The sequence below is a fragment of the Pontixanthobacter gangjinensis genome, assembly GCF_009827545.1.
Taxonomy (GTDB): domain Bacteria; phylum Pseudomonadota; class Alphaproteobacteria; order Sphingomonadales; family Sphingomonadaceae; genus Pontixanthobacter; species Pontixanthobacter gangjinensis.
Window position 1 is genome coordinate 1,494,131 of sequence record NZ_WTYS01000001.1, and the last position, 21,972, is coordinate 1,516,102.

At 54.9% G+C, this 21,972-nt stretch carries 34 protein-coding genes; 32 read left to right on the forward strand and 2 right to left on the reverse strand.

Annotation, left to right across the window (positions count from 1 at the left end; all coding sequences use genetic code 11):
• Positions 1-7: 7 nt before the first annotated feature.
• From rpsJ to GRI36_RS13720, 32 genes are all read left to right on the forward strand, one after another.
• A complete protein-coding gene (gene rpsJ, locus GRI36_RS07030) occupies positions 8-319 on the forward strand; it encodes a 30S ribosomal protein S10 (protein WP_061924928.1) in 312 nt (103 codons plus the stop codon).
• Positions 320-529: 210 nt separating this feature from the next.
• The gene (gene rplC, locus GRI36_RS07035; protein ID WP_160599113.1) at positions 530-1,309 is read left to right on the forward strand and encodes a 50S ribosomal protein L3; all 780 of its coding nucleotides are present in this window, start codon (positions 530-532) and stop codon (positions 1,307-1,309) included.
• Between the two features lie 3 nt (positions 1,310-1,312).
• Positions 1,313-1,939 (forward strand): 50S ribosomal protein L4, encoded by a 627-nt coding sequence (gene rplD / locus GRI36_RS07040; protein WP_160597813.1) that lies wholly within the window; start codon positions 1,313-1,315, stop codon positions 1,937-1,939.
• Positions 1,932-2,243, forward strand: coding sequence for a 50S ribosomal protein L23 (locus GRI36_RS07045; RefSeq protein ID WP_160597814.1), 312 nt, complete (start codon positions 1,932-1,934; stop codon positions 2,241-2,243). The genes rplD and GRI36_RS07045 overlap by 8 nt, the downstream gene beginning before the upstream one ends.
• Before the next feature lie 11 nt (positions 2,244-2,254).
• Positions 2,255-3,091, forward strand: a complete 837-nt coding sequence (rplB, locus tag GRI36_RS07050; protein WP_160597815.1) for a 50S ribosomal protein L2 — start codon at positions 2,255-2,257, stop codon at positions 3,089-3,091.
• A gap of 5 nt (positions 3,092-3,096) precedes the next feature.
• Positions 3,097-3,372 (forward strand): 30S ribosomal protein S19, encoded by a 276-nt coding sequence (gene rpsS / locus GRI36_RS07055; protein ID WP_160597816.1) that lies wholly within the window; start codon positions 3,097-3,099, stop codon positions 3,370-3,372.
• Positions 3,372-3,752, forward strand: coding sequence for a 50S ribosomal protein L22 (gene rplV / locus GRI36_RS07060; protein ID WP_160597817.1), 381 nt, complete (start codon positions 3,372-3,374; stop codon positions 3,750-3,752). Before rpsS ends, rplV begins: the two co-directional genes overlap by 1 nt.
• 3 nt (positions 3,753-3,755) lie before the next feature.
• Positions 3,756-4,451, forward strand: a complete 696-nt coding sequence (gene rpsC, locus GRI36_RS07065) for a 30S ribosomal protein S3 (protein ID WP_160597818.1) — start codon at positions 3,756-3,758, stop codon at positions 4,449-4,451.
• Between the two features lie 35 nt (positions 4,452-4,486).
• Positions 4,487-4,918, forward strand: coding sequence for a 50S ribosomal protein L16 (rplP, locus tag GRI36_RS07070; RefSeq protein WP_160597819.1), 432 nt, complete (start codon positions 4,487-4,489; stop codon positions 4,916-4,918).
• A 2-nt stretch (positions 4,919-4,920) separates the two neighbouring features.
• Positions 4,921-5,121, forward strand: coding sequence for a 50S ribosomal protein L29 (gene rpmC, locus GRI36_RS07075; protein ID WP_202392136.1), 201 nt, complete (start codon positions 4,921-4,923; stop codon positions 5,119-5,121).
• 10 nt (positions 5,122-5,131) lie between these two features.
• Complete coding sequence (rpsQ, locus tag GRI36_RS07080) at positions 5,132-5,431, forward strand: 30S ribosomal protein S17 (RefSeq protein ID WP_160597820.1); 300 nt, start codon at positions 5,132-5,134, stop codon at positions 5,429-5,431.
• A 62-nt stretch (positions 5,432-5,493) separates the two neighbouring features.
• Positions 5,494-5,862, forward strand: coding sequence for a 50S ribosomal protein L14 (gene rplN, locus GRI36_RS07085; protein WP_160597821.1), 369 nt, complete (start codon positions 5,494-5,496; stop codon positions 5,860-5,862).
• Positions 5,862-6,182 carry a 50S ribosomal protein L24 gene (rplX, locus tag GRI36_RS07090; RefSeq protein ID WP_160597822.1) on the forward strand — a complete coding sequence of 107 codons (321 nt, stop codon included), beginning with the start codon at positions 5,862-5,864 and terminating at the stop codon, positions 6,180-6,182. Before rplN ends, rplX begins: the two co-directional genes overlap by 1 nt.
• Positions 6,175-6,756, forward strand: a complete 582-nt coding sequence (gene rplE, locus GRI36_RS07095; protein ID WP_160597823.1) for a 50S ribosomal protein L5 — start codon at positions 6,175-6,177, stop codon at positions 6,754-6,756. Before rplX ends, rplE begins: the two co-directional genes overlap by 8 nt.
• 41 nt (positions 6,757-6,797) lie before the next feature.
• Complete coding sequence (gene rpsN / locus GRI36_RS07100) at positions 6,798-7,103, forward strand: 30S ribosomal protein S14 (protein ID WP_160597824.1); 306 nt, start codon at positions 6,798-6,800, stop codon at positions 7,101-7,103.
• Between the two features lie 10 nt (positions 7,104-7,113).
• The gene (gene rpsH / locus GRI36_RS07105) at positions 7,114-7,509 is read left to right on the forward strand and encodes a 30S ribosomal protein S8 (protein ID WP_160597825.1); all 396 of its coding nucleotides are present in this window, start codon (positions 7,114-7,116) and stop codon (positions 7,507-7,509) included.
• On the forward strand, positions 7,509-8,042 hold the full coding sequence (gene rplF / locus GRI36_RS07110; protein WP_160597826.1) for a 50S ribosomal protein L6: 534 nt from the start codon (positions 7,509-7,511) through the stop codon (positions 8,040-8,042). Before rpsH ends, rplF begins: the two co-directional genes overlap by 1 nt.
• Position 8,043: 1 nt before the next feature.
• Entirely contained in the window at positions 8,044-8,388 is a 345-nt protein-coding gene (gene rplR / locus GRI36_RS07115; RefSeq protein ID WP_160597827.1) for a 50S ribosomal protein L18, read from the forward strand.
• Entirely contained in the window at positions 8,388-9,224 is an 837-nt protein-coding gene (gene rpsE / locus GRI36_RS13860; RefSeq protein WP_328598411.1) for a 30S ribosomal protein S5, read from the forward strand. The genes rplR and rpsE overlap by 1 nt, the downstream gene beginning before the upstream one ends.
• A 5-nt stretch (positions 9,225-9,229) precedes the next feature.
• Complete coding sequence (gene rpmD, locus GRI36_RS07125) at positions 9,230-9,415, forward strand: 50S ribosomal protein L30 (protein WP_160597828.1); 186 nt, start codon at positions 9,230-9,232, stop codon at positions 9,413-9,415.
• 104 nt (positions 9,416-9,519) lie between these two features.
• Positions 9,520-10,059 (forward strand): 50S ribosomal protein L15, encoded by a 540-nt coding sequence (gene rplO / locus GRI36_RS07130; RefSeq protein WP_160597829.1) that lies wholly within the window; start codon positions 9,520-9,522, stop codon positions 10,057-10,059.
• A 118-nt stretch (positions 10,060-10,177) separates the two neighbouring features.
• Positions 10,178-11,542: a preprotein translocase subunit SecY gene (secY, locus tag GRI36_RS07135; protein WP_160597830.1), complete on the forward strand. Its 1,365-nt coding sequence runs from the start codon at positions 10,178-10,180 to the stop codon at positions 11,540-11,542.
• Between the two features lie 50 nt (positions 11,543-11,592).
• Positions 11,593-12,240, forward strand: coding sequence for an adenylate kinase (locus GRI36_RS07140; protein ID WP_160597831.1), 648 nt, complete (start codon positions 11,593-11,595; stop codon positions 12,238-12,240).
• 88 nt (positions 12,241-12,328) lie between these two features.
• A complete protein-coding gene (locus GRI36_RS07145) occupies positions 12,329-13,036 on the forward strand; it encodes an SRPBCC family protein (RefSeq protein ID WP_160597832.1) in 708 nt (235 codons plus the stop codon).
• A 161-nt stretch (positions 13,037-13,197) separates the two neighbouring features.
• On the forward strand, positions 13,198-14,553 hold the full coding sequence (gene gdhA, locus GRI36_RS07150; protein WP_160597833.1) for an NADP-specific glutamate dehydrogenase: 1,356 nt from the start codon (positions 13,198-13,200) through the stop codon (positions 14,551-14,553).
• A 336-nt stretch (positions 14,554-14,889) separates the two neighbouring features.
• The gene (gene rpsM / locus GRI36_RS07155; RefSeq protein WP_160597834.1) at positions 14,890-15,258 is read left to right on the forward strand and encodes a 30S ribosomal protein S13; all 369 of its coding nucleotides are present in this window, start codon (positions 14,890-14,892) and stop codon (positions 15,256-15,258) included.
• Positions 15,259-15,313: 55 nt separating this feature from the next.
• Positions 15,314-15,703: a 30S ribosomal protein S11 gene (rpsK, locus tag GRI36_RS07160; protein ID WP_160597835.1), complete on the forward strand. Its 390-nt coding sequence runs from the start codon at positions 15,314-15,316 to the stop codon at positions 15,701-15,703.
• Between the two features lie 113 nt (positions 15,704-15,816).
• Positions 15,817-16,872 (forward strand): DNA-directed RNA polymerase subunit alpha, encoded by a 1,056-nt coding sequence (locus GRI36_RS07165; RefSeq protein WP_160597836.1) that lies wholly within the window; start codon positions 15,817-15,819, stop codon positions 16,870-16,872.
• Positions 16,873-17,049: 177 nt separating this feature from the next.
• On the forward strand, positions 17,050-17,475 hold the full coding sequence (gene rplQ / locus GRI36_RS07170; protein WP_160597837.1) for a 50S ribosomal protein L17: 426 nt from the start codon (positions 17,050-17,052) through the stop codon (positions 17,473-17,475).
• 96 nt (positions 17,476-17,571) lie between these two features.
• Positions 17,572-19,017, forward strand: a complete 1,446-nt coding sequence (locus GRI36_RS07175) for a serine hydrolase domain-containing protein (protein ID WP_160597838.1) — start codon at positions 17,572-17,574, stop codon at positions 19,015-19,017.
• A gap of 131 nt (positions 19,018-19,148) precedes the next feature.
• A complete protein-coding gene (locus tag GRI36_RS07180; RefSeq protein ID WP_160597839.1) occupies positions 19,149-19,736 on the forward strand; it encodes a hypothetical protein in 588 nt (195 codons plus the stop codon).
• 123 nt (positions 19,737-19,859) lie between these two features.
• A complete protein-coding gene (locus tag GRI36_RS13720) occupies positions 19,860-20,600 on the forward strand; it encodes a hypothetical protein (protein ID WP_202392137.1) in 741 nt (246 codons plus the stop codon).
• A 9-nt stretch (positions 20,601-20,609) separates the two neighbouring features.
• Here GRI36_RS13720 and GRI36_RS07185 read toward each other — a convergent pair whose 3' ends face one another.
• Positions 20,610-21,260 carry a trimeric intracellular cation channel family protein gene (locus tag GRI36_RS07185; protein WP_160597840.1) on the reverse strand — a complete coding sequence of 217 codons (651 nt, stop codon included), beginning with the start codon at positions 21,258-21,260 and terminating at the stop codon, positions 20,610-20,612.
• Positions 21,253-21,951: a PepSY domain-containing protein gene (locus GRI36_RS07190; RefSeq protein WP_160597841.1), complete on the reverse strand. Its 699-nt coding sequence runs from the start codon at positions 21,949-21,951 to the stop codon at positions 21,253-21,255. Before GRI36_RS07190 ends, GRI36_RS07185 begins: the two co-directional genes overlap by 8 nt.
• Positions 21,952-21,972: the final 21 nt, after the last annotated feature.

Consider the following 21,972-nt stretch of genomic DNA (forward strand, 5'->3'; position numbering starts at 1 on the left):
GTTGGACATGGAAGCCCAGAATATCCGCATTCGCCTCAAGGCGTTTGATCATCGCGTACTCGACCAGGCAACTGGCGAAATCGCAGAAACCGCTCGCCGTACTGGCGCGCTCATTCGTGGCCCCATTCCGATGCCGACGAGAATTGAAAAGTTCACTGTGAACCGTGGCCCGCACATCGATAAGAAGTCGCGGGAACAGTTCGAGGTTCGCACTTACAAGCGGTTGCTCGACATCGTGCAGCCAAACGCTCAGACCGTAGACGCGCTTATGAAGCTCGATCTTGCAGCTGGCGTAAACGTAGAAATTAAGCTGGCTTAATTCTGCGGCTCCGGTAAATGCCGGGGCGAAGACTATAAGGGATACCGCCGGACGGCTTGTTTATCGCAAGTTTGATCCGGGTCTGCGTCCCCCGTCTAGCAAGCCCAAACCTTTGGGGGAGCATTCAGCCCGGACGGGGCGACGTATCTAAAAACTGGGCTGGCAAGCACTCGGAATGGTCCGCGTGCCTCTGTATTAGGAGTTTTGACGATGCGCACTGGCGTGATCGCAAAGAAAGTCGGGATGACCCGCCTGTTTCAGGAGGATGGACGTCACGTTCCCGTGACCGTTCTAGCCCTGGAGGATTGCCAAGTAATTTCGCACCGTACTGCCGAACGTGACGGTTATGTCGCGCTTCAGGTTGGTTCGGGTGTTGCCAAACAAAAGAACGTAGCCAAGCCTCAGCGTGAGCACTTCGCGAAAGCAGAAGTTCCGCTGAAGATGAAGGTCGCTGAATTCCGCCTTGAAGATGATGCGGGTTTCCTTCCTGTTGGTTCTACGATTTCTGCCGAGCATTTCATTGCTGGTCAGAAGGTCGACATAACCGGTCACACGCAGGGTAAAGGCTTCGCCGGCGCCATGAAGCGTTGGGGTTTCGGTGGCCTTCGTGCAACGCACGGTGTCTCGCTTTCTCACCGCTCGCATGGTTCTACGGGTAACCGTCAGGATCCGGGTCGCGTGTTTAAGGGTAAAAAGATGGCCGGCCACATGGGCGACCGTCAGCGCACTCAGCAAAACCTCGAAATCGTCCGTACGGATGCCGACCGCGGGCTGTTGTTCGTGAAGGGCTCTGTGCCCGGTCACAAGAACGCATGGCTCGTTGTTCGCGATTCGGTGAAGCTCAAGCTTCCCGAAGGCGTACCATTCCCGGGTGTGGTTCTCGACACGAAGGCGCCGAAGCCTGAGGCAGTCGAAGAAGCTCCAGTAGCAGTTGCAGTCGATACCGCGGAAACCGCGGCACCTGACTCCGACACGAATAAGGAGGGCTGATCCGTGAAGGTGAAGGTCCAAAAAATCGACGGCGGCAAGGTTGCTGGCGACGTAGAGCTCAACGATACCGTATTCGGTGTTGAGCCTCGCGCTGACATCCTGCACCGCGTCGTGACATGGCAGTTGGAAAACCGCCGTGCCACCGCTCGCCCGACGCGTGAACGTTCCGACGTTGCTCGCACCGGTGCGAAATTTGGTAAGCAAAAAGGTGGCGGCGTTGCCCGTCACGGTGACCGCGCTGCCCCGATCTTCATCGGCGGTGGTAAGGCTCATGGTGCGCGCAAGCGTGACTTCAATCAGTCGCTTAACAAGAAAATCCGTGCACTCGGCCTAAAGATGGCGCTTTCGAGCAAGGCGAAAAGCGGTCTTGTGATCGTCGACAGTCTCAAGCTGGATGACGTGAAGACCAAGGCGCTGCAGGCCCAGTTTGCTAAAGCTGGCTACAACGGCAAAGTCCTCGTGATTGATGGCGAAACCGTTGAAGATAGCTTCCGCAAGGCAGCTGGTAACCTTCCGGGTGTTAATGTGCTCCCGGCGCAAGGTGCCAATGTCTACGACATTTTGAACCACGACACTTTGGTTTTGACCAAAGATGCTGTCGAAAAGCTGGAGGCGCGCTTCAATGGCTAAAAAGCAAGAAGTAGACGCACGTCATTACGACGTAGTGCTCTCTCCTCACATCACTGAAAAGTCGACTTTGCTGTCTGAAAACGATGCAGTTGTTTTTAAAGTGGCGACCGATGCAACTAAGCCGCAAATCAAAGAAGCGGTTGAAGCATTGTTCGACACGAAAGTGAAGAGCGTGAACACGATCGTCCAGAAGGGCAAAGTCAAGCGCTGGAAGGGTCGTCCTTACAAGCGTTCAGACTTCAAAAAAGCAGTCGTACGTCTCGTTGAAGGTCAGCCTTCGATAGACGTCACCGGCGGAATCTGAGGGCAGGACTGATGGCACTCAAGAACTTTAAACCGACAAGCCCCGCCCGTCGCGGTTTGATCCTCGTCGACAAATCCGGCCTGTATAAAGGCAAGCCGGTCAAGTCGCTGACAGAGGGCAAGCGTAAGACTGGTGGACGCAATAACAAAGGTCATATCACTTCGCGTGGTATTGGCGGCGGTCACAAGCAAAAATACCGTTTTATCGACTTCAAGCGTCGCAAATGGGATATGCCTGCGAACGTAGAGCGGATCGAATACGATCCAAACCGCACGGCGTTTATTGCTTTGCTTAAGTACGAAGATGGTGAGCAAACCTACATCATCTGCCCACAGCGTCTTGCCGTAGGTGACACCGTTGTTGCTGGTGAGAAAACCGATACGAAGCCTGGTAATGCCATGCTTCTGGGTCAGATGCCTGTCGGCACCATTTGCCACAATGTGGAAATGAAGCCGAATAAGGGTGGTCAGATCGCACGGTCTGCCGGCACTTATGTCCAACTCGTTGGCCGTGACCGCGGAATGGTAATTGTTCGCCTAAACTCAGGCGAGCAGCGTTACCTTCGTTCCGATTGCATGGGTACGGTTGGTGCGGTTTCGAACCCTGATAACCAGAACCAAAACCTGGGTAAGGCCGGTCGCAAGCGCTGGATGGGCGTTAAGCCACTTACTCGTGGTGTCGCAAAGAACCCTGTCGACCACCCTCACGGTGGTGGTGAAGGCCGTACTTCGGGTGGCCGCCATCCGGTTACGCCTTGGGGTAAGCCGACTAAGGGTGCTCGTACTCGCAAGAACAAGCAGACGGATAAAATGATCATCCGTTCGCGTCACGCCAAGAAGAAGAGGTAACCGAGATGGCTCGTTCCGTCTGGAAAGGTCCGTTCGTAGACCTCCATCTGCTGAAAAAAGCAGAAGCTGCGCAAGACACTAATGGCAACAAGCCGATCAAAACCTGGTCGCGTCGTTCCACTGTTTTGCCACAATTCGTCGGCCTGACGTTCAGCGTCTATAATGGCCATAAGTTTATTCCGGTGTCCGTGAATGAGGACATGGTCGGTCACAAGCTCGGTGAATTCGCGCCAACGCGTACATTCCCGGGTCATGCTTCCGACAAGAAGGGTAAGCGATAATGGGTAAGGCAAAATCTCCACGCCGCGTTGGCGATAATGAGGCTTTGGCTGTCGGCACTACTATTCGTGGTTCCGCACAGAAGCTCAACCTGGTTGCAGCGCTTATTCGCGGCAAGAAGGTTGAAGAAGCTTTGAACATCCTCGCCTTTTCGCGCAAGCAGATGGCAAAGGACACAACCAAGGTTCTGGCATCGGCAATCGCGAATGCGGAAAACAACCATAACCTCGATGTTGATGCTCTGGTAGTTGCAGAAGCCAGCGTCGGTAAGGCAATCACCATGAAGCGTTTCCACACACGTGGCCGCGGCAAGAGCACACGTATTCTTAAGCCGTTCAGCCGTTTGCGTATCGTGGTTCGCGAACATGAGGAGGAGGCGTAAGTCATGGGTCAGAAGAGTAATCCGATCGGCCTGCGTCTGCAGATCAACCGCACTTGGGATAGCCGTTGGTACGCTGAAGGGCGTAACTATGCTCAGCTCCTCAAGGAAGATATCCAAATTCGTAAATTCATCATGGACACTCTGCCGCAAGCAGCAGTTTCCAAGGTGGTTATCGAGCGTCCGGCCAAGCTTTGCCGTGTTTCGATCTACGCAGCTCGGCCCGGTGTTATTATCGGTAAAAAGGGTGCGGACATCGAAAAGCTTCGTTCGAAGCTTGCGACTATGACCGAAAGCGAAGTCAAGCTGAACATCGTTGAAATCCGCAAGCCGGAAATCGATGCCAAGCTTGTTGCGCAAGGTATTGCGGACCAGCTCATTCGTCGCATTGCGTTTCGCCGTGCGATGAAGCGTGCGATGCAATCTGCGATGCGTCTTGGTGCTGAAGGCATCAAGATCGTCTGTGGTGGACGTCTTGGCGGTGCTGAAATTGCCCGTGTTGAACAGTACCGTGAAGGCCGTGTGCCTTTGCATACTCTGCGCGCCAACGTTGATTACGCTGAAGCCGAAGCACTGACTGCTTATGGCATCATCGGCATCAAGTGCTGGATCTTCAAGGGCGAGATTCTCGGCCATGACCCAACCGCTCAGGACCGGCTAATGATGGAAGCTCAGACTTCCGGCGTTCGCCCGGCCCGTTGATAGCGCCCCGTTGATAGAATTCGAAAGTAAGCACCATGCTGCAACCGAAAAAACATAAATATCGCAAGGCCTTCAAGGGCAAGATTCATGGCGATGCGAAGGGCGGCACTACGCTGAACTTTGGCTCCTATGGTCTGAAAGCTCTTGAACCTGAGCGTATCACTGCACGCCAGATTGAAGCTGCGCGTCGTGCGATCACCCGCCACATGCGTCGTCAAGGTCGTTTGTGGATCCGAGTGTTCCCTGACGTGCCTGTTTCCAAGAAGCCTGCCGAAGTCCGTCAGGGTAAAGGCAAGGGTTCGGTCGAATATTGGGCAGCCCGGGTTAAACCAGGCCGGATCCTGTTCGAGCTGGACGGCGTTGCTGGCCCATTGGCTGCCGAAGCTTTCGAGCGTGCGGCCATGAAGCTTCCTATCAAAACCAAGGTTGTTGCCCGTCTGGGTGACACCTCGCATCTGGAGGGTTGATCATGAGCCAGATCGAAGATCTTCGCACTAAGTCCGATGACCAGCTGAACGCTGATCTCACCGAGCTGAAGCGCGAACAGTTTAACCTACGTTTTCAGGCTGCGACAAACCAGCTAGAGCGTCCTGCGCGGATTAAAGAAGTTCGCCGCTCGATCGCCAAAATCAAGACGCTGCAGGGCCAACGCTCCGCAGCGGCGAAGTAAGGAAAGCGCGATGCCTAAACGTATCCTCGTCGGGACCGTAACCTCCGACAAGATGAACAAGTCTGTGACTGTAAAGGTCGAACGCAAGGTGAAGCACCCGCTTTATGGGAAGATCATCCGCCGTTCGAAGAAATATCACGCGCATGACGAAGAGAATGCGTTCAAGATGGGCGATACCGTCCGTATTGAAGAGACCAAGCCAATTTCCAAGTCCAAGACTTGGAAAGTGCTCGACACAGTCCATGCAAGCAAGGGCGAGGCTGTTGAGGCCGATCTCGAAGTTGAAGCTGCCGCCGGTAGCACGACGTAAGCTGGATTTTTTTGGAACTGCAGAACTTGTTTCTGCAAGCCGACTGAGAAGGAACTGAATCCATGATTCAGATGCAATCTAACCTAGACGTCGCGGATAATAGCGGCGCGAAGCGCGTCCAGTGCATTAAAGTGCTGGGTGGGTCGAAGCGCCGGACCGCGAGCGTTGGCGATGTTATCGTCGTATCCATCAAAGAAGCGCAGCCGCGCGCCAAGGTCAAAAAAGGTGACGTTCACCGTGCTGTGATCGTGCGTACCCGCAAGGAAGTACGCCGGACAGACGGTAGCGTGATCCGTTTTGACGGCAACGCAGCTGTTCTCGTAAACAAGAGCGAAGAGCCAATCGGCACCCGTATCTTTGGCCCAGTGGTTCGCGAACTTCGCGCCCGCGGGTTCATGAAGATTATTTCGCTCGCTCCGGAGGTGCTCTAATGGCCGCCGCTAAAATCAAAAAAGGCGACAGCGTTGTCGTGCTTTCAGGCAAGGACAAGGGCCGTACTGGCACCGTCCGTCAGGTTATGCCAAAAGATGGCAAGCTGATTGTCGAAGGCATTAACATCGCTGCCCGTCACCGTAAGCCAAGTCAGGAAAACCCCCAGGGTGGTATCGATCGTTTCGAAGCGGCGATGCACATCTGTAAAGTTGCCGTGGCTGACCCCAAAGATGGCAAACCGACCCGCGTCCGTTTCGAAGAAAAGGACGGCAAAAAGGTTCGTGTTGCTGTGAAGTCCGGAGAGACAATCGATGGCTGATTATACACCTCGCATGAAGCAGCGCTTTGACGACAAGATCGTCAAGGCGATGACTGAAAAATTCGGCTATAAGAACCGTCTTGAAGTCCCCAAGCTGGAAAAAATCGTACTCAACATGGGTGTCGGTGAAGCCAGTCAGGACAAGAAGAAGGTTGCAACCGCTGCCGCAGAGATGGCGCTGATCGCTGGTCAAAAGCCGGTTATCACCAAGGCCAAGAAATCGATCGCTCAGTTCAAACTGCGCGAAGGTATGCCGATTGGTTGCAAGGTGACTTTGCGCCGGGAACGCATGTATGAATTCGTCGACCGTTTTGTTACTGTTGCAATGCCTCGCATTCGTGACTTTCGCGGACTGAACCCGAAATCATTCGATGGTCGCGGCAATTATGCAATGGGTCTCAAAGAACAAATCGTTTTTCCCGAAATCTCGTATGATAAAATCGAGACGGTTCGCGGTATGGACGTGATTGTGACCACGACTGCAAAGACAGACGAAGAAGCGCGTGAATTGTTGCGTTTGTTCGGTTTCCCGTTCCCTGCCGAAACGCAGGCTGATGAAAAGGCCGCGGCGTGAGCCCGGCCCTTGGTAAGAATTGAGAAAGAGAGCTTAAGTCCATGGCGAAACTGAGTTCCATCAACAAAAATGAGCGTCGTAAGAAGCTCGTCAAAAAGTATGCTGCGAAATATGCGGCGCTTAAGGCGATTGCTGATGACAAATCGCTCGAAGAGAGTGAGCGTATGATCGCTCGCCTTCAGATGGCTGAAATCCCGCGTAACGGAAACCCAACACGGGTCCGTAACCGCTGTGCAACCACTGGCCGCCCACGCGGCTATTATCGGAAGTTCGGCTTGAACCGCATCGAACTCCGGAATCTTGCCAACCGTGGCATGATTCCCGGCGTTACGAAGTCAAGCTGGTAAGGACTGACAGATGGCTATGACCGATCCACTGGGTGATATGCTCACCCGCATCCGCAACGGACAGCATGCGAAGAAGGACTCCGTCCTTTCGCCAGCTTCCAAACTGCGTGCAAATGTTCTCGAAGTGCTTCAACGTGAAGGCTACATCCGTGGCTATTCCGACGACACTTCTGGCAAGCACCCAGCTTTGCGGATTGAACTAAAATATTTCGAGGGTGAGCCTGCTATCAAGCATGTTGCCCGCGTTTCCAAGCCTGGCCGCCGCGTCTATTCGGGTTCGAAAGAGCTTCCGGTTGTTCGCAACGGTTTGGGTATCACCATCGTCTCGACGCCTCGCGGTGTGCTCTCGGATGCCGAAGCACGCAATGAAAACGTCGGCGGCGAAGTGCTTGCGGAGGTCTTCTGATGAGCCGCATTGGTAAAAAATCTGTCGCGATCCCTGGTGGTGTTACTGCCAATATCGACAATGGCACGCTCAGCGTGAAGGGCCCTAAGGGTACGCTCACAATGGGTTTGGTCGACGACATCGAATACAAGGTTGAAGAGGGCGAGATTTCTGTCACTCCGGCCAACAGCACCCGCCGTGCCCGCGATTTCTGGGGTATGCAGCGGACGCTGGTTTCGAACCTAGTCGAAGGTGTTACCGCTGGTTACACTAAAGTGTTGGAAATTACTGGTGTTGGTTATCGTGCCGCAGCTCAGGGCAAGAACCTGAAATTGCAGCTTGGCTTCAGCCACGATGTCGACCTCGCAATTCCAGAAGGTCTCGAAGTTAAAACCCCTGACCAGACTACAATCGAAGTCAGCGGGATCGATAAACAGGCAGTCGGCCAGTTCGCTGCTGAAATCCGTCGCTGGCGTAAGCCTGAGCCATATAAGGGCAAGGGCATCAAATATCGCGGCGAGTACGTCTTCCGCAAGGAAGGGAAGAAGAAGTAAGATGGCTAAACTATCTCTCTTTGAACGCCGTCGTCGCCGTGTCCGCACGGCGTTGCGCAGCCGCGCTGGCGATCGTCCGCGTCTTTCGGTGCATCGCACCGGACGTCACATCTATGCCCAAATCATCAACGACCATGATGGCCGCACTGTTGCAGCCGCATCGACGCTTGGTGCGAAGGCTTCGGGTGCGAATGTCGATGCAGCCGTAACCGTCGGCAAAGATATCGCTGCTGCAGCCAAGAAGGCTGGTGTCACAACTGTCGTGTTCGATCGCGGTGGTTTCCTTTTCCATGGCCGCGTGAAAGCGCTGGCCGATGCCGCCCGCGAAGGCGGGCTGGAGTTCTGATTATGGCTGACGAAAAGAATACGCCAGAAGCTGAAGCACCGAAGGTTGAAGACACAGCACCTGCTGCTGCAGAAACTCCCGGGGTTGAAGTTGCGGCTGAAGTGAAAACGCCTGTGGCGGACGCACCTCCTGCTCCTACGGAGCAAGCGCCTGCTGGTGCCGATGCGGCCCCACGTGGTCGTGGCGGTAACAATCGTGGCGGCGGTAACAACCGCGGTGGCGGCAACCAAGGCGGCGGTAACAACCGCGGTGGCCGTGGCGGTCGTGACAACAATCGCCGTGGCGGCCGTGACGAACCCGATGATGGCATCGCTGAAAAGCTGGTCCACATTAACCGCGTCTCCAAGACTGTTAAGGGCGGTAAGCGCTTCGGTTTTGCTGCGTTGGTTGTGGTCGGTGACGGCGCAGGCCGCGTTGGCTTCGGTAAAGGCAAGGCGCGTGAAGTGCCAGAAGCCATTACTAAGGCTACCGCAGCTGCCAAGAAGAAAATGATCCGTGTCGCTTTGAAAGAAGGCCGTACCCTTCACCATGACGCCAAGGGCCGTTTCGGCGCCGGTAAAGTGGTGGTTCGGACAGCGCCTCCTGGTACCGGCATCATCGCTGGCGGTCCAATGCGTGCTGTGTTCGAGAGTCTGGGTGTTGCCGACGTTGTGACCAAGTCCAACGGCACGTCGAACCCCTATAACATGATCCGCGCTACTTTTGATGCGTTGGCCAATCAGACTTCACCTAAGTCGGTTGCTCAGCGTCGTGGCAAGAAGGTCGCAGATCTTCTCAGCCGTGGTGGCGCTAGCGAAGCAGAGGCTGAGGCCGATGCTGCAGCCGTAGCGGAGTAAGATAGATGGCAGACAAGAAATCCATCAAGATCAAGCAGATTGGTTCGCCAATCCGCCGGCCCAGTAAACAGCGCCAGATTCTTATCGGCCTTGGCCTTAATAAGATGAACAAAATCGTCGAGCTTCAGGATACTCCGGAAGTTCGTGGAGCGATCGCCAAGCTGCCGCACATGGTTGCTGTCGTCGATTGAACTGATTTTGTTATTGAATTGAGTGGCCCGGCTATGTACCGGGCCACTTCCTATTAGCGCGAACCCCTTTTTGGGGCCTAGAAAGCGAAAGCGAGTGCCACGACATGAAACTTAACGAACTCAGAGATAATCCGGGTGCCCGTAAGACCCGCATCCGTGTTGGCCGCGGTATCGGTTCCGGCAAGGGCAAGACAGCTGGCCGTGGCCAAAAAGGTCAAAAATCACGTTCAGGTGTTGCAGTTAAGGGCTTTGAAGGCGGCCAAATGCCACTTCACATGCGTCTGCCGAAGCGCGGTTTTAACAACCCGTTCGGTAAAGATTTTGCAGAAGTGAACATTGGCATGATCCAGAAGTTCATTGATGCCAAGAAGATCGACATCAAGAACGACCTCGACATTGTTGCGCTTCGTGCAGCGGGTCTCGCTAAGGGCGGAAAAGACGGCGTTCGTCTGCTCGGCAAGGGCGAAATCACTGCCAAGGTCAAAATGATTGTTAATGGCGCGTCTAAGGGCGCGATCGAAGCAATTGAAAAGGCTGGCGGTTCGGTTGAAGTTCTTCCGGCTCCTAAGCATGATGGTGGTCAGGGCGACAAAGCCCCTAAAGGCAAAGCGCACGAGCGCGAGAAGGCCGCTAAGGCGAAATAATTGGTTAAATAGGAGAGCGAGGGGTTCGACATCGGGCCTCTTGCTCCCTATGTATCCTCTCCATGCTGGCGCCCCATTCTGTGGACAGCCGGCGCATCGTTAGGATCAAGTACTTACCATGGCATCACGCGCCGATAATATTGCGAGCAATTTAAGCCTCGCCAATTTCTCGAAAGCAACCGAGCTAAAGAGCCGTATCTGGTTCACAATCGGCGCGCTCATCGTTTTTCGCTTCCTCAGTTTTGTGCCGCTTCCTGGGGTTAACCCCAAGGCCTTGGCTATTCTGGCTGAACGGACGCAGGGCGGTGTGACAGATCTGCTAAACGCCTTTACTGGCGGAAGCCTGGAGCGGATGAGCCTTATCGCTCTCGGTGTCATGCCCTACATTACCGCTTCGATTGTTGTGCAGATGGCCTCGTCACTACACCCGACACTCGCTGCACTGAAGAAAGAGGGGCAGACTGGCCGTCAGAAACTAAACCAATATACGCGTTACGGTACTGTGTTTCTGTGCGCGATCCAGGGATGGTTCTTGGCGGCAGGCCTAGAGGCATTTGGTGCCTCTAGTGGAATTGCAGCGGTGGTAGACCCCGGATATATGTTCCGTGTCGGCGCTGTAATCAGTCTTGTTGGTGGCACGATGTTTTTGCTGTGGCTCGGTGAACAGATTACTAGCCGCGGCATTGGTAATGGCGTTTCACTGATCATTATGGCGGGTATCGTCGCGCAGTTCCCGACCTTCGTTTCGAACATGCTCGAGGGTGGTCGTTCGGGGCAGATCGGGGCGGGTCTCATTATCGGTTTCAGTGTTATGGTCATCGGCCTTATCCTTGTGATCTGCTTCTTTGAACGGGCACAGCGCCGTTTGCTCATTCAGTATCCCAAGCGGGCTAGTGCGCGCGGAATGATGCAGGCTGATCGCTCGCACCTTCCTTTGAAGCTGAACACCGCTGGCGTTATCCCGCCTATCTTCGCGAGTTCATTGCTACTGTTGCCGCTTACGATAACGCAGTTTGCGGGATCTTCGCTCGATACCAGCTCGGGTGGAGGAAGTTTCTTGCAGCAAGTTCTGCAATATCTTCAGCACGGCCAGCCATTATATATGGGCCTCTATGCAGCGGGAATTATCTTTTTCTGCTTCTTCTACACTGCGGTTGTCTTCAATCCTGAAGAGACAGCGGATAATTTGAAGAAGAATGGCGGTTTCATTCCTGGCATTCGTCCGGGCAAGCGCACGGCGGATTATCTAGATTATGTTCTGACGCGTATCACCACGGTGGGCGCGATCTATCTGACTGCTGTCTGTGTTATTCCTGAATATGTAATTGCCCAAACCGGCATTCCATTGTTCCTTGGCGGCACCAGCTTATTGATCGTCGTGAACGTAACCGTGGATACGATCAGTCAGATTCAGTCGCACCTCTTGGCGCACCAATATGGTGATCTTATCAAGAAGGCGAAGCTGAAGGGCCGCAACCGCTAAGGCGGTGGCCCGGGGAATAAGCGTAATTTGAGCAATCAGGGGTGTCTTGCGTGAATATTATTCTTCTGGGACCTCCGGGAGCCGGCAAAGGCACTCAGGCAACCAATCTTGAGGAGCGCCACGGCATGCTCCAATTGTCTACCGGAGACATGCTACGCGAAACCCGGAAGGCGGATACGGAGCTTGGGCGCCAAGTCGCCGACGTAATGGATTCTGGCGGTCTGGTCTCGGACGAAATTGTCTCGGCAATGATCGATGCGAAGCTTGGAAGCATGGCTGCCGATGTTGGCGCAATCTTTGATGGCTATCCTCGAACACAGCCCCAGGCGCATTCCCTCGATGAAATACTTGAGAAGCACGGGCGTAAGCTTGATCATGTAATTGAGCTTGAAGTTAATGAAGACGCTCTGGTTGATCGGATCACTGGCCGCTTTACTTGTGGCAAGTGCGGCGAGGGTTATCACGATCGTTATAAGATGCCCGTAGCTGACGGCGTTTGTGATAAATGTGGGTCTACCGAATTTAAGCGGAGGCCTGACGACAACGAGGAAACGGTGCGCAACCGCATGCAGGAATATCGCGCCAAAACCGCGCCCATTCTTCCCATCTATGAAGAACGCGGCATTGTTTCGCGGGTCGACGGTATGGCGAGCATCGATGAAGTGACCGCCTCGCTCGACGCAATTCTAGCACAGTAGGCTTTGCGCGGGGCAGGGCATAATACAGCGCCCCCCCTTTTCAACTCATTCGCCGCGTGGAATAGAGCCGCGATACGGAGAGTTGATAATGAAGAAGTTTGCCATCTTTGCTTCGGCAATCGCTTGCCTGTTTGCTAGCCCAGCTCAGGCTGAAATTGTGGCGCAAACCGATGCGGCATTTGTGACGCGCGATAGCGCCGTAGTGAAGGCCGATTTGCGTGAGACTTGGCTCGCGTTAATCTCACCAGGAAAATGGTGGAATTCGGCCCATACATTCTCTGGCGATTCATCGAATATGATCCTGACCCCGCAAGGTGGGGGGTGTTTCTGCGAGCGGATTCCAGCCGAAGACACAGCGACTAAAGTAGGCTTAGGCGGCAGCGTCGAACATATGTCGGTAATTCTTTCCATTCCCGATCAAGCATTAAGGATGCGCGGCAGCCTCGGGCCGCTGCAAAGCGAGCCGGTTCAGGGCATCATGACCATAACACTTTCAGAGACCGGCGAGGGCACCCGTATCGTGTTTGAATATGCAGTAGCCGGATTTATGCGCTTCAAGGTGCCGGTGATCTCGAAAGCGGTCGATGGTGTCATGAGCCAGCAATTGAGCGGTTTGGCCGAATTGCTTGGGGTTGTTGAAGCACCGAAAGGAGCGGCGACGCCGGACAATGCCGATGCGACAAATGACGATGCCGAGCCAGATGCTGACCCGGAGTCCGTAGAAGAAAAAGCAGACCCCAAAGATCCCAAAATCTCGGTCGATGAGGCATTTGGTGATCTGTCCGACGGCGATTAAGTTTTCAACGTTTGCTTGGCTGGGGCGCAAAGGGCGCTACCATGGTTCCATAAACAAGAGTGCGAGTCGCCATTTGTGTGCGGACATCGTGCCAAAGGTGGGTTGCTATAAATTTAGTGCGGGGCGTTTTTCGCTGCGTTCAACGCCGAGAGGGGGCAATTATGGCTGTATCTGACCACGTAGACCTATCAACCTTTATGGAAGGCGTCACGAAGCGCAATCCAGGTCAGACTGAATTTATTCAGGCTGTTCAAGAAGTTGCACAGGATGTTTACGCATTCATCGACGATAAAGAAGAATATCACGCCGCCCAGATCCTCCGCCGTATTGCAGAGCCCGACCGTGTGATTTCGTTCCGCGTGTGTTGGGAGGACGATAATCACAATATCCGTGTCCAGCGTGGGTGGCGGGTCCAGAACAACAACGCCATCGGCCCCTATAAGGGCGGAATTCGTTTCCACCCGAGTGTGACAGAGAGTGTTTTGAAATTCCTCGCTTTCGAACAAACTTTCAAAAACTCGCTGACCGGGCTGCCAATGGGTGGAGGGAAGGGCGGTTCCAACTTCAATCCGAGAGGCAAGAGCGACAGCGAAGTCATGCGTTTCTGCCAGAGTTTTATGACCGAGCTCTATCGTCATATTGGCCCTGATACCGACGTTCCCGCAGGCGACATCGGCGTTGGCGGCCGTGAAATCGGCTATATGTTCGGCCAGTACAAGCGCATCACGAATCGCTGGGAAGGTGTATTAACCGGCAAGGCCATCGAATATGGCGGTTCCCAAATGCGGCCCGAGGCGACCGGTTACGGCGCTGTGTATTTCCTCCAGAACATGCTCAAGCATAAGGGGCAGGACATTGAGGGGAAAACTGCAGTCATTTCAGGATCCGGTAATGTCGCAACCCACGCCGCGGAGAAAATTACCCAGCTTGGCGGCAAAGTGCTGACGCTGTCTGATAGCGGCGGCTTCATCCATGATCCGGACGGAATGACTCAAGAAAAAATCGACTGGGTCAAGCACCTCAAGACAGTTAAGCGTGGCCGCATCAGCGAATATGCTGATCACTTTACCGGCGCATCTTTCCACGAAGGTAAACGGCCATGGGATGTGACCTGTGATCTGGCGCTCCCCTGTGCGACCCAGAACGAGCTCAATGAGGAAGAAGCCAAGTCGCTTGTTGCGAATGGCGTGCAGGGCGTGTCCGAAGGCGCGAACATGCCGACCACGCTGGAAGGCGTGCATGTCTTCCACGATGCGAAAATCATGTATGGCCCCGGCAAGGCGGCTAATGCTGGCGGGGTCGCTGTTTCAGGCCTCGAAATGAGCCAGAATGCAGAGCGCATCAGTTGGAATCAGGAGCGTCTTGGCGATATGCTGACCGAGTTGATGGAAGGTATTCATGGCAAATGCGTTGAATATGGTGACGATGGCAACGGCTATGTCGACTATGTGAAGGGTGCGAACATCGCGGGCTTCAAAAAGGTTGCTGACGCGATGCTGGCGTTTGGGGTCGTATAACGCTGAATGAGGAGCGCGACCGGCAAGATTCGGGTTTCTGCTTTCAGGTAGTAACCCCTTGAAACGCCGGTCGGGCGCCCCATTTGCCCCGCTGTTGCGAAGCGTGGTGCACCAAGGGACCGTTTGCCTGTTGACCTGACGGGCGAATCCTTTTAAGCGCGGCCTTCGTTCGACAGTCTCGGGTTAGTCCGGCAGGCCACAGCCTTTTGTGCGCCAACCGGGCTTTTTGCGTTAGCAAGCCCAAAACTGCTGAATGAATTAACGCTATGAGATAGGGGCACGCCCTTTCCGGTAAGCGGAAATCAGTGTGATCCCCTGTGGAGCATGGAGAATTAAGTGGCTCGTATTGCCGGGGTAAACCTCCCCACAAATAAGCGCGTGATCATCGCGCTGACCTATATTCACGGAATCGGCCGGACAACGGCCGTTGATATCGCCACCAAGCTTGGCATCGATCACTCCCGACGGGTGCAGGATCTATCGGACGCAGAAGTCCTTTCGATTCGTGAAACGATTGATGCTGAACATCAGGTCGAAGGTGATTTGCGCCGCGACACTTCGATGAACATCAAGCGCCTGATGGACCTTCGGTCCTATCGCGGCCTTCGTCATCGTAATGGTCTGCCCGTTCGCGGACAGCGCACGCACACCAACGCCCGTACCCGCAAGGGTAAGGCGAAGCCCATCGCGGGCAAGAAGAAGTAAGCTGCGGTAACCCGCACTTACGCTCTCTTCTTTCAGAAAATAGGATACCGATAATATGGCACGCGAACCAGGCCGGATTAGGAAGCGCGACAAGAAAAATATTTCTAGTGGCGTCGCTCATATCAACGCCAGCTTCAACAACACAATGATTACCATCACCGACGCACAGGGCAACGCTATCAGTTGGTCTAGCGCAGGCACGATGGGTTTCAAAGGTAGCCGCAAGTCGACGCCTTATGCTGCACAAGTTGCAGCAGATGACGCCGGCAAGAAAGCCGCCGAGCACGGTGTTCGGACACTCGAAGTAGAAGTGAAGGGCCCCGGCTCTGGCCGTGAGAGCGCGTTGCGCGGTCTCGCAGCCGTCGGCTTCACGATCACTTCGATCCGCGACGTTACGCCAATCCCACATAATGGGGTTCGGCCTTCAAAGCGTCGCCGCGTCTGATCCATCGTTTTCTGGCGGTCCACTCGGGGCCGCCAAGTTTTCCGGACCGGATGCGTTGAGAGCCCATCACTCAGCGCTTCGGTCCAGTCCGCATTCGAACCCAGGGGAATTTCATGTCCGTCAACACCAAGAACTGGCAGGAACTCAAGAAACCCAACACCCTCGAGATTAAGGAAGGCGGCGACAAGACTCGCAAGGCCACCTTTATCGCAGAACCACTCGAGCGCGGCTTCGGCCTCACGCTCGGCAACGCCTTGCGCCGGGTTCTGCTTTCAAGCCTTCAGGGTGCTGCAATTACCTCGATCAAGATCGAGAACGTGCTTCATGAATTCTCGTCGCTTGCCGGCGTTCGTGAAGATGTAACCGACATCGTCCTGAACGTGAAGCAAATCGCGCTCAAGATGGAAGGCGAAGGTCCCAAACGGCTTCAGCTTTCCGCGACTGGCCCTGCTGAAATCAAGGCCGGCGATATTGCTGTTACTGGCGACATTGAAGTGATGAACAAGGATCTTGTGATCTGTCATCTCGATGAAGGCGCGACTTTCAACATGGAACTGACTGCCGACATCGGCAGCGGCTATGTTCCGGCTGTCCAAAACCGCCCGGCCGATGCGCCGATCGGTTTGATCCCGGTTGATTCGCTCTATTCGCCTGTGCGTCAGGTCAGCTACAAAGTTGAGAAGGCCCGCGTTGGTCAGGAACTCGACTTTGACAAATTGTCGCTGACTGTCGAAACAGACGGCACTGTCGCCCCTGAAGATGCTGTGGCGTATGCTGCGCGCATCCTGCAGGATCAGCTGACCTTGTTCGTCCACTTCGAAGACGGCGTGCCGCAAGCTCCATCAGCAATGATCGGTGTTGCAGCGCAGCCAGAAGAAAGCGATGCGAACCAGCTTAACCGCTACCTTCTCAAGAAGGTCGACGAGTTGGAACTATCGGTTCGTTCGGCAAACTGCCTCAAGAACGACAACATCATCTACATCGGCGATCTGGTCCAGAAGACCGAAGCCGAGATGCTGCGTACGCCAAACTTTGGCCGCAAGTCGCTCAACGAGATCAAGGAAGTGCTTTCCAGCATGGGTCTACGCCTCGGCATGGACATCCCCGGTTGGCCGCCTGAGAATATCGAAGAAATGGCCAAGAAGCTCGAACAAGAGCTGCTGGGTTAATTTGATTGATAAGCCCCGGCGAGAGCCGGGGCTTACAAAAGGGCGACGGTGATGGCCCCGAATAGTCACCAGCTACGGGCTACCTGATACGGGCCCATAACGAACGGCTGATATGTTCAGGACATGGCGCTTGCGCTTTTCCGCCAAGAACAGTCAGCAACACAGAAGGAATGAATTATGCGTCACGGTCTATCACAGCGCACGCTGAGCCGTAAAACTGGCCACCGTAAGGCTCTTTTCCGCAATATGTCTGCTGCGCTGATCAAGCATGAGCAAATCTCGACAACTTTGCCCAAGGCGAAGGAATTGCGTCCTTACATCGAGAAGCTGATTACGCTGGCAAAGCGTGGCGGCCTTTCGAACCGCCGTCTGGCGCAAGCCCGTTTGCTCGACGAAACCCAATTGAAGAAATTGTTCGACATTCTGGCAGAGCGTTATTCCGACCGTGATGGCGGCTACACCCGCATCATCAAGGCCGGCTATCGCGGAAGCGACAGTGCTCCTCTCGCCATTATCGAATTCGTTGACCGCGATGTCGATGCCAAGGGCAAGGACAGCGGCCCGGCAATGAATGCCGACGAAGAAGAATTCGAAGACGCGTAAGCGCGGACTTCCAAACAATCACCGAGTGGGCCGGAGGAGAGATCCTTCGGCCCTTTTCGTTTTGACTCATGCTGGCGTGCGAGGCAGACCGTTGGCATGATACGAAAAGCTTTATTTTCCGGCGCGCTGCTTGGCAGCGTTTTCTTTGCCAGCACCGTTGCAGCCCAAAGCCAGCAGGATCAACTGGACGCCCGTTATGACCGTGCGCTTGCCGCTGGATACAAGGCGCTGTTTTTGTGCAGCGCGATTGCCAATGCAGAACGCAGCGGTGTGAACCGCGGGGTTAACAGCGTGGTGGCTTGGGAGCTAACGGGTGTTTATCCGGAGATCGATCCAATCATTCGGAAACTCGAACATCGCGTGGTACGGGCGAAGGAAGGCCCGATTAGCCATGTCGAGGTCGATTGGGCTGAGGATATGCCCCCTCGTTATGCCAGAGCGTCATACAAGGACGGCTGCCGATTGGCCCCGATTGGCGTTGCGCCAGAGCCAGCGGGAACCGATTTGCCTCCTGAAAGAGCGCTTCCTGAAGATTTTCCGCGGCTCTCCGATGGAGCGCCAGCTTTTCCGCCAATGATGATCTTCGGCACGTCGAATCTTAGCCTCAGGACTGAGGTCGATCGGGCGTTTGATGGCACTTATGGTGAAGGCGCGCGCACTACTGCTGTCGTTATCCAAAGTAAGGGGCGCCGTTATTCGCGCTACGTCTCGCCATTGAATAGCGATGCAAAGTCGTTTGAAGATATGATCGGTGGATACAGTCCGCGCACTCCGCAACGCACATGGTCGGTCGCTAAGAGCATCGCCGCGACGTTAGTTGGTGTGGCGGTGCACAAGGGGCAAATCGACGTCAACGCTCCGATGTTGCGCAGTGAGTGGAAGGACGATGCTCGCAGCCAGATTAGTGTTGATCATCTGCTGCGCATGGCCTCAGGGCGATACACTGATACGCCAGGCAACCGCACAGATCCGCTTTACGCAGGTGGTTCGACGGTTGAAGAGACTGCGACGAACTGGCCGCTTATCCGGCAGCCGGGTACCGTATTCCGCTATGCTAACAACGACACGTTGATGGCGATTAAAGCAATTAGCGATCGATTTTCGGATTTTGATCCGGAAGCTTTTTTTATCTCGGTCGGTATGAAGAACACCGTCGCGGAAACTGATTGGGCAGGAGACTATATCCTGTCGAGCCAAGTTTGGACCACGGCGGAGGACCTCGCCGATCTGGGGCAGCTTCACCTCCAAGACGGTGTGTGGGAGGGCGAGCGCATCCTGCCCGAGGGTTGGGTGAAGTATATATCGGCTCCCTCCGGCCCCCAGCCTGACGGGCCGTTTGGATATGGTGCAGGGTGGTGGCTGATGAACAAGTCTGACGGCGTTCCGGCTGACGCTTTCGCCGCTTTCGGCAATCGGGGGCAATATGTGGTGGTTGTTCCAAGCAAAGACATCGTGATTGTTCGCCGAGGAGAAGATCCTGTGGGTAGCCGGTTCGACATCGCTGCTTTCACCAAGGATGTGCTTGCTTCGCTCGAAAGTTGACTGCGTTCATAAAATCTAACACTTTTCTGAACATCAGCTGCAAAGCCAATTCAGGCTCAGATCAAGGCGAATCGCCTAGACCACTTGTGAAGCCAAGGCATTGTCGCCTCGGCATCATGAAGGAACTAATCATGAAGACCATTCCCAAAGCCCTAGCCGGAACCATCGCCGCTGGCGCGATGGCAATGACTTCCGCCGCACCGGCCTTTGCCCGTGATCGTAACGATGATGGCATTTCCACCGGCGAAATCATTGCCGGAGCGGTAATCCTTGGCGGTATCGCCGCTGTACTATCTTCGGGCAATCGTGACCGCGACCGGTATAGCTACCGTGACCGCGACAATCGCCAGAATTACAATCGTCGCGGCAATGGACGCCGGGCTGTGCAACAATGTGTTGCCGCCGCCGAGCGGGATGCTCACAGAGCTGGCTATCGCTTCGCGGACGTAACCCAAATCCGGGACGTCGATAAACGTCGGGGTGGCTGGAGCGTCAAGGGTCGTATCGTGGTCGATGGCTCGCGGGGTTACAGCAACCGCGGGTACAATCGGGATTACAATCGGGATTACAATCGGGGTGACCGGTATGACCGTCAGGATCGTCGGGGCTATAACCAGCATCGTCGCGGCTATCGGAATGATGCCGGAACGTTCAGGTGTGACTTTTCTCGCGGCCGGGTCGTTGGCCTAAGTTACAACGGCATTCGTGGCCTTCGTTGAAATTGATCATCGAAGTTCATGATAATTAACCAGCACTGGGCGGTTCAGGCTGAAGCAAGCCTGGACCGCCTAGTCACATTGACATCAATTGAGCAAAGCTGCTCGCAATTTGGGGCAATCATTATGACCCGTTTCAAACAATTCTCCGCTGGCACAGCCTTCGCCGCCGCCTTGTCGATGTCCGCTAGCCCGGTTTCCGCTGCGGAATTCCCGGTCAATTCTGTACAATCTGCGCCAGTTGGCGTGGTCCAATGGGATGGTGATGCGATGAATGCAGAGCGTCACCGCCGCTATCGCCGCGACCGGGTGGATGCTGGTGATGTTATCGCGGGCGTCCTGATTTTGGGCGGGATTGCCGCGGTGGCGAACGCAGCTTCGCGTAACAATCGCAATGATCGCCGGTACCGTGATCAGGCCCCGAATTACCGCCAACCAGCCAGCAACAGCCGCGCAGGCGGCGGTCAAGGCATCGACCGTGCAGTAGATATGTGCATGCGTGAGATTGAGCGCGATGTCCGCGTCGACTCGGTTGATAATGTCGTTCGCAATGGTGAAGGTTGGACCGTGGCTGGCACGCTTTATAACGGCGAAGGGTTCAGCTGTCAGATCGACAACGAAGGCCGGATTGGCAATGTATCTTACGGACAAAGAGCTGCATCATATCAATCCGGCGCTTACCAATCGGTACCGGTTGAAGATCGCCAATATGATAATGCAACCTATGCCGAGGCATGGAACCATGTTGACGGGGATGATGCCCCGGCTGACTTCGCTGGTGTAGAGCCTTCCGGTCCGCAACCTGCCTATCCGGGCGGCCCTGTTGATGGCGAACCTGAATATGAGGAAGATAGCCTGGGCGGTTAAGCTAGCCGTCTACTCGCCCTCCTGGATCCCGTCCTGACCTTCGCGGTATGAGGGAAGAGCGAGGTTCCAGCTGATCGCCGCACTTCTCAAGGAGAAGCCAGCGGCGGTCGCTATCCCCCAAGTGACAGGGTTGGGCAGCCCCAGCAGCAAACCGCCGACGCACAGGCTGGCCGACAGCGCGGCTGCGGTCACGTAAAGCTCTGGCTTCATCAATATCGATGGTTTACCTGCGACAACATCACGAATTACGCCGCCAATACAGCCTGTTATGATGCCCATCAGGATCGCCGGAATTGGCGGTATACCGTAAGATAGCGCCTTCGATGCTCCTAAAACCGCATAGGCGGTCAGGCCCAATCCATCGGCAAAGTCCATCAGCTTTCCATCCCACCACCGTGTCGGTGTGAACCAAGCGATGATCGCGGTTATCAGGCAGATCGCTGCAACCCATGCGTCGGAAACCCAGAAAACCGGAGCATCGACCAAAAGATCGCGAACCGTGCCTCCGCCTACACCGGTAATAAGCGCGAAGAAGGCCATCGTTACAAATGTTTGCCGCTCCTTCGCAGCCAACAAAGCGCCTGATAGCGCAAAAATCGCGACTCCAAGCAGATCGAGAATATCGAGCACTGGCGTCAATATGATCGCCGGTTCAAGCATTTACCCGGGCCTTCCTGCGGCGGAACATCAAAATGCAGCCTAGCAATGAGCCAATGACGCCTAGCGCCGCAAACAGGATCAGGATTGGATGCGAGGTATCTTCGCGGTCCTGCAAATCCATTATGTGTAGGCCCCACATGAAATCAAACAACCGCCACCACTGGGTTCTTACGGCGGCAATCTCGCCAGTTTGCTGATTGACATAGACATGCGTGCCATCCTCCAACGCAATTTGCCAGACGGGCATTTCGCGCCGGAAATCAAACGGAACGGCGTCCTTTCTAAAAAAGGCGGAGCTGACGACTTTATCGCCGCCAACTATCTGGTCCGCGACGATAATTCGTGCTTCCACCTCGCCGACGAGTGGCAACAGGCTTCCATCGGGCCCAAAGCGCTCAATTGAACCGTCCATATACGCGAAAGACGTGATCGGTCGCTTGCCCTGCATGGCGGTTGTTACCGATCTTACAGGCTTGTCGCTTCTATCGGGCAGGATAACTGCGATGTTGGTATCGGAGGGCAAAGCCTGTTCTTCGGCTTCTTCGCGTAAATGGTTGCCACGCACTTCCTCAATCGGCTTCGCGACCATTACCAAGCCGGTGACGGTCCACATTACCACTGGCACGCCAACTAGCCAACCAAGCCAGATGTGCCATTTGGCGAACCGCTGCATCCAAAGTTTTTTCGCCATCACGCAGCCAATCCTGAATTT

Excerpts from the sequence above, each read along its gene's own strand:
- rpsJ (WP_061924928.1), top strand. The coding sequence starts at position 8 with ATGGAAGCCCAGAATATCCGCATTCGCCTCAAGGCGTTTGATCATCGC.
- rplC (WP_160599113.1), top strand. The coding sequence starts at position 530 with ATGCGCACTGGCGTGATCGCAAAGAAAGTCGGGATGACCCGCCTGTTT.
- GRI36_RS07045 (WP_160597814.1), top strand. The coding sequence starts at position 1,932 with ATGGCTAAAAAGCAAGAAGTAGACGCACGTCATTACGACGTAGTGCTC.
- rplB (WP_160597815.1), top strand. The coding sequence starts at position 2,255 with ATGGCACTCAAGAACTTTAAACCGACAAGCCCCGCCCGTCGCGGTTTG.
- rpsS (WP_160597816.1), top strand. The coding sequence starts at position 3,097 with ATGGCTCGTTCCGTCTGGAAAGGTCCGTTCGTAGACCTCCATCTGCTG.
- rplV (WP_160597817.1), top strand. The coding sequence starts at position 3,372 with ATGGGTAAGGCAAAATCTCCACGCCGCGTTGGCGATAATGAGGCTTTG.
- rpsC (WP_160597818.1), top strand. The coding sequence starts at position 3,756 with ATGGGTCAGAAGAGTAATCCGATCGGCCTGCGTCTGCAGATCAACCGC.
- rplP (WP_160597819.1), top strand. The coding sequence starts at position 4,487 with ATGCTGCAACCGAAAAAACATAAATATCGCAAGGCCTTCAAGGGCAAG.
- rpmC (WP_202392136.1), top strand. The coding sequence starts at position 4,921 with ATGAGCCAGATCGAAGATCTTCGCACTAAGTCCGATGACCAGCTGAAC.
- rpsQ (WP_160597820.1), top strand. The coding sequence starts at position 5,132 with ATGCCTAAACGTATCCTCGTCGGGACCGTAACCTCCGACAAGATGAAC.
- rplN (WP_160597821.1), top strand. The coding sequence starts at position 5,494 with ATGATTCAGATGCAATCTAACCTAGACGTCGCGGATAATAGCGGCGCG.
- rplX (WP_160597822.1), top strand. The coding sequence starts at position 5,862 with ATGGCCGCCGCTAAAATCAAAAAAGGCGACAGCGTTGTCGTGCTTTCA.
- rplE (WP_160597823.1), top strand. The coding sequence starts at position 6,175 with ATGGCTGATTATACACCTCGCATGAAGCAGCGCTTTGACGACAAGATC.
- rpsN (WP_160597824.1), top strand. The coding sequence starts at position 6,798 with ATGGCGAAACTGAGTTCCATCAACAAAAATGAGCGTCGTAAGAAGCTC.
- rpsH (WP_160597825.1), top strand. The coding sequence starts at position 7,114 with ATGGCTATGACCGATCCACTGGGTGATATGCTCACCCGCATCCGCAAC.
- rplF (WP_160597826.1), top strand. The coding sequence starts at position 7,509 with ATGAGCCGCATTGGTAAAAAATCTGTCGCGATCCCTGGTGGTGTTACT.
- rplR (WP_160597827.1), top strand. The coding sequence starts at position 8,044 with ATGGCTAAACTATCTCTCTTTGAACGCCGTCGTCGCCGTGTCCGCACG.
- rpmD (WP_160597828.1), top strand. The coding sequence starts at position 9,230 with ATGGCAGACAAGAAATCCATCAAGATCAAGCAGATTGGTTCGCCAATC.
- rplO (WP_160597829.1), top strand. The coding sequence starts at position 9,520 with ATGAAACTTAACGAACTCAGAGATAATCCGGGTGCCCGTAAGACCCGC.
- secY (WP_160597830.1), top strand. The coding sequence starts at position 10,178 with ATGGCATCACGCGCCGATAATATTGCGAGCAATTTAAGCCTCGCCAAT.
- GRI36_RS07145 (WP_160597832.1), top strand. The coding sequence starts at position 12,329 with ATGAAGAAGTTTGCCATCTTTGCTTCGGCAATCGCTTGCCTGTTTGCT.
- gdhA (WP_160597833.1), top strand. The coding sequence starts at position 13,198 with ATGGCTGTATCTGACCACGTAGACCTATCAACCTTTATGGAAGGCGTC.
- rpsK (WP_160597835.1), top strand. The coding sequence starts at position 15,314 with ATGGCACGCGAACCAGGCCGGATTAGGAAGCGCGACAAGAAAAATATT.
- GRI36_RS07165 (WP_160597836.1), top strand. The coding sequence starts at position 15,817 with ATGTCCGTCAACACCAAGAACTGGCAGGAACTCAAGAAACCCAACACC.
- rplQ (WP_160597837.1), top strand. The coding sequence starts at position 17,050 with ATGCGTCACGGTCTATCACAGCGCACGCTGAGCCGTAAAACTGGCCAC.
- GRI36_RS07175 (WP_160597838.1), top strand. The coding sequence starts at position 17,572 with ATGATACGAAAAGCTTTATTTTCCGGCGCGCTGCTTGGCAGCGTTTTC.
- GRI36_RS07180 (WP_160597839.1), top strand. The coding sequence starts at position 19,149 with ATGAAGACCATTCCCAAAGCCCTAGCCGGAACCATCGCCGCTGGCGCG.
- GRI36_RS13720 (WP_202392137.1), top strand. The coding sequence starts at position 19,860 with ATGACCCGTTTCAAACAATTCTCCGCTGGCACAGCCTTCGCCGCCGCC.
- GRI36_RS07185 (WP_160597840.1), bottom strand. The coding sequence starts at position 21,260 with ATGCTTGAACCGGCGATCATATTGACGCCAGTGCTCGATATTCTCGAT.
- GRI36_RS07190 (WP_160597841.1), bottom strand. The coding sequence starts at position 21,951 with ATGGCGAAAAAACTTTGGATGCAGCGGTTCGCCAAATGGCACATCTGG.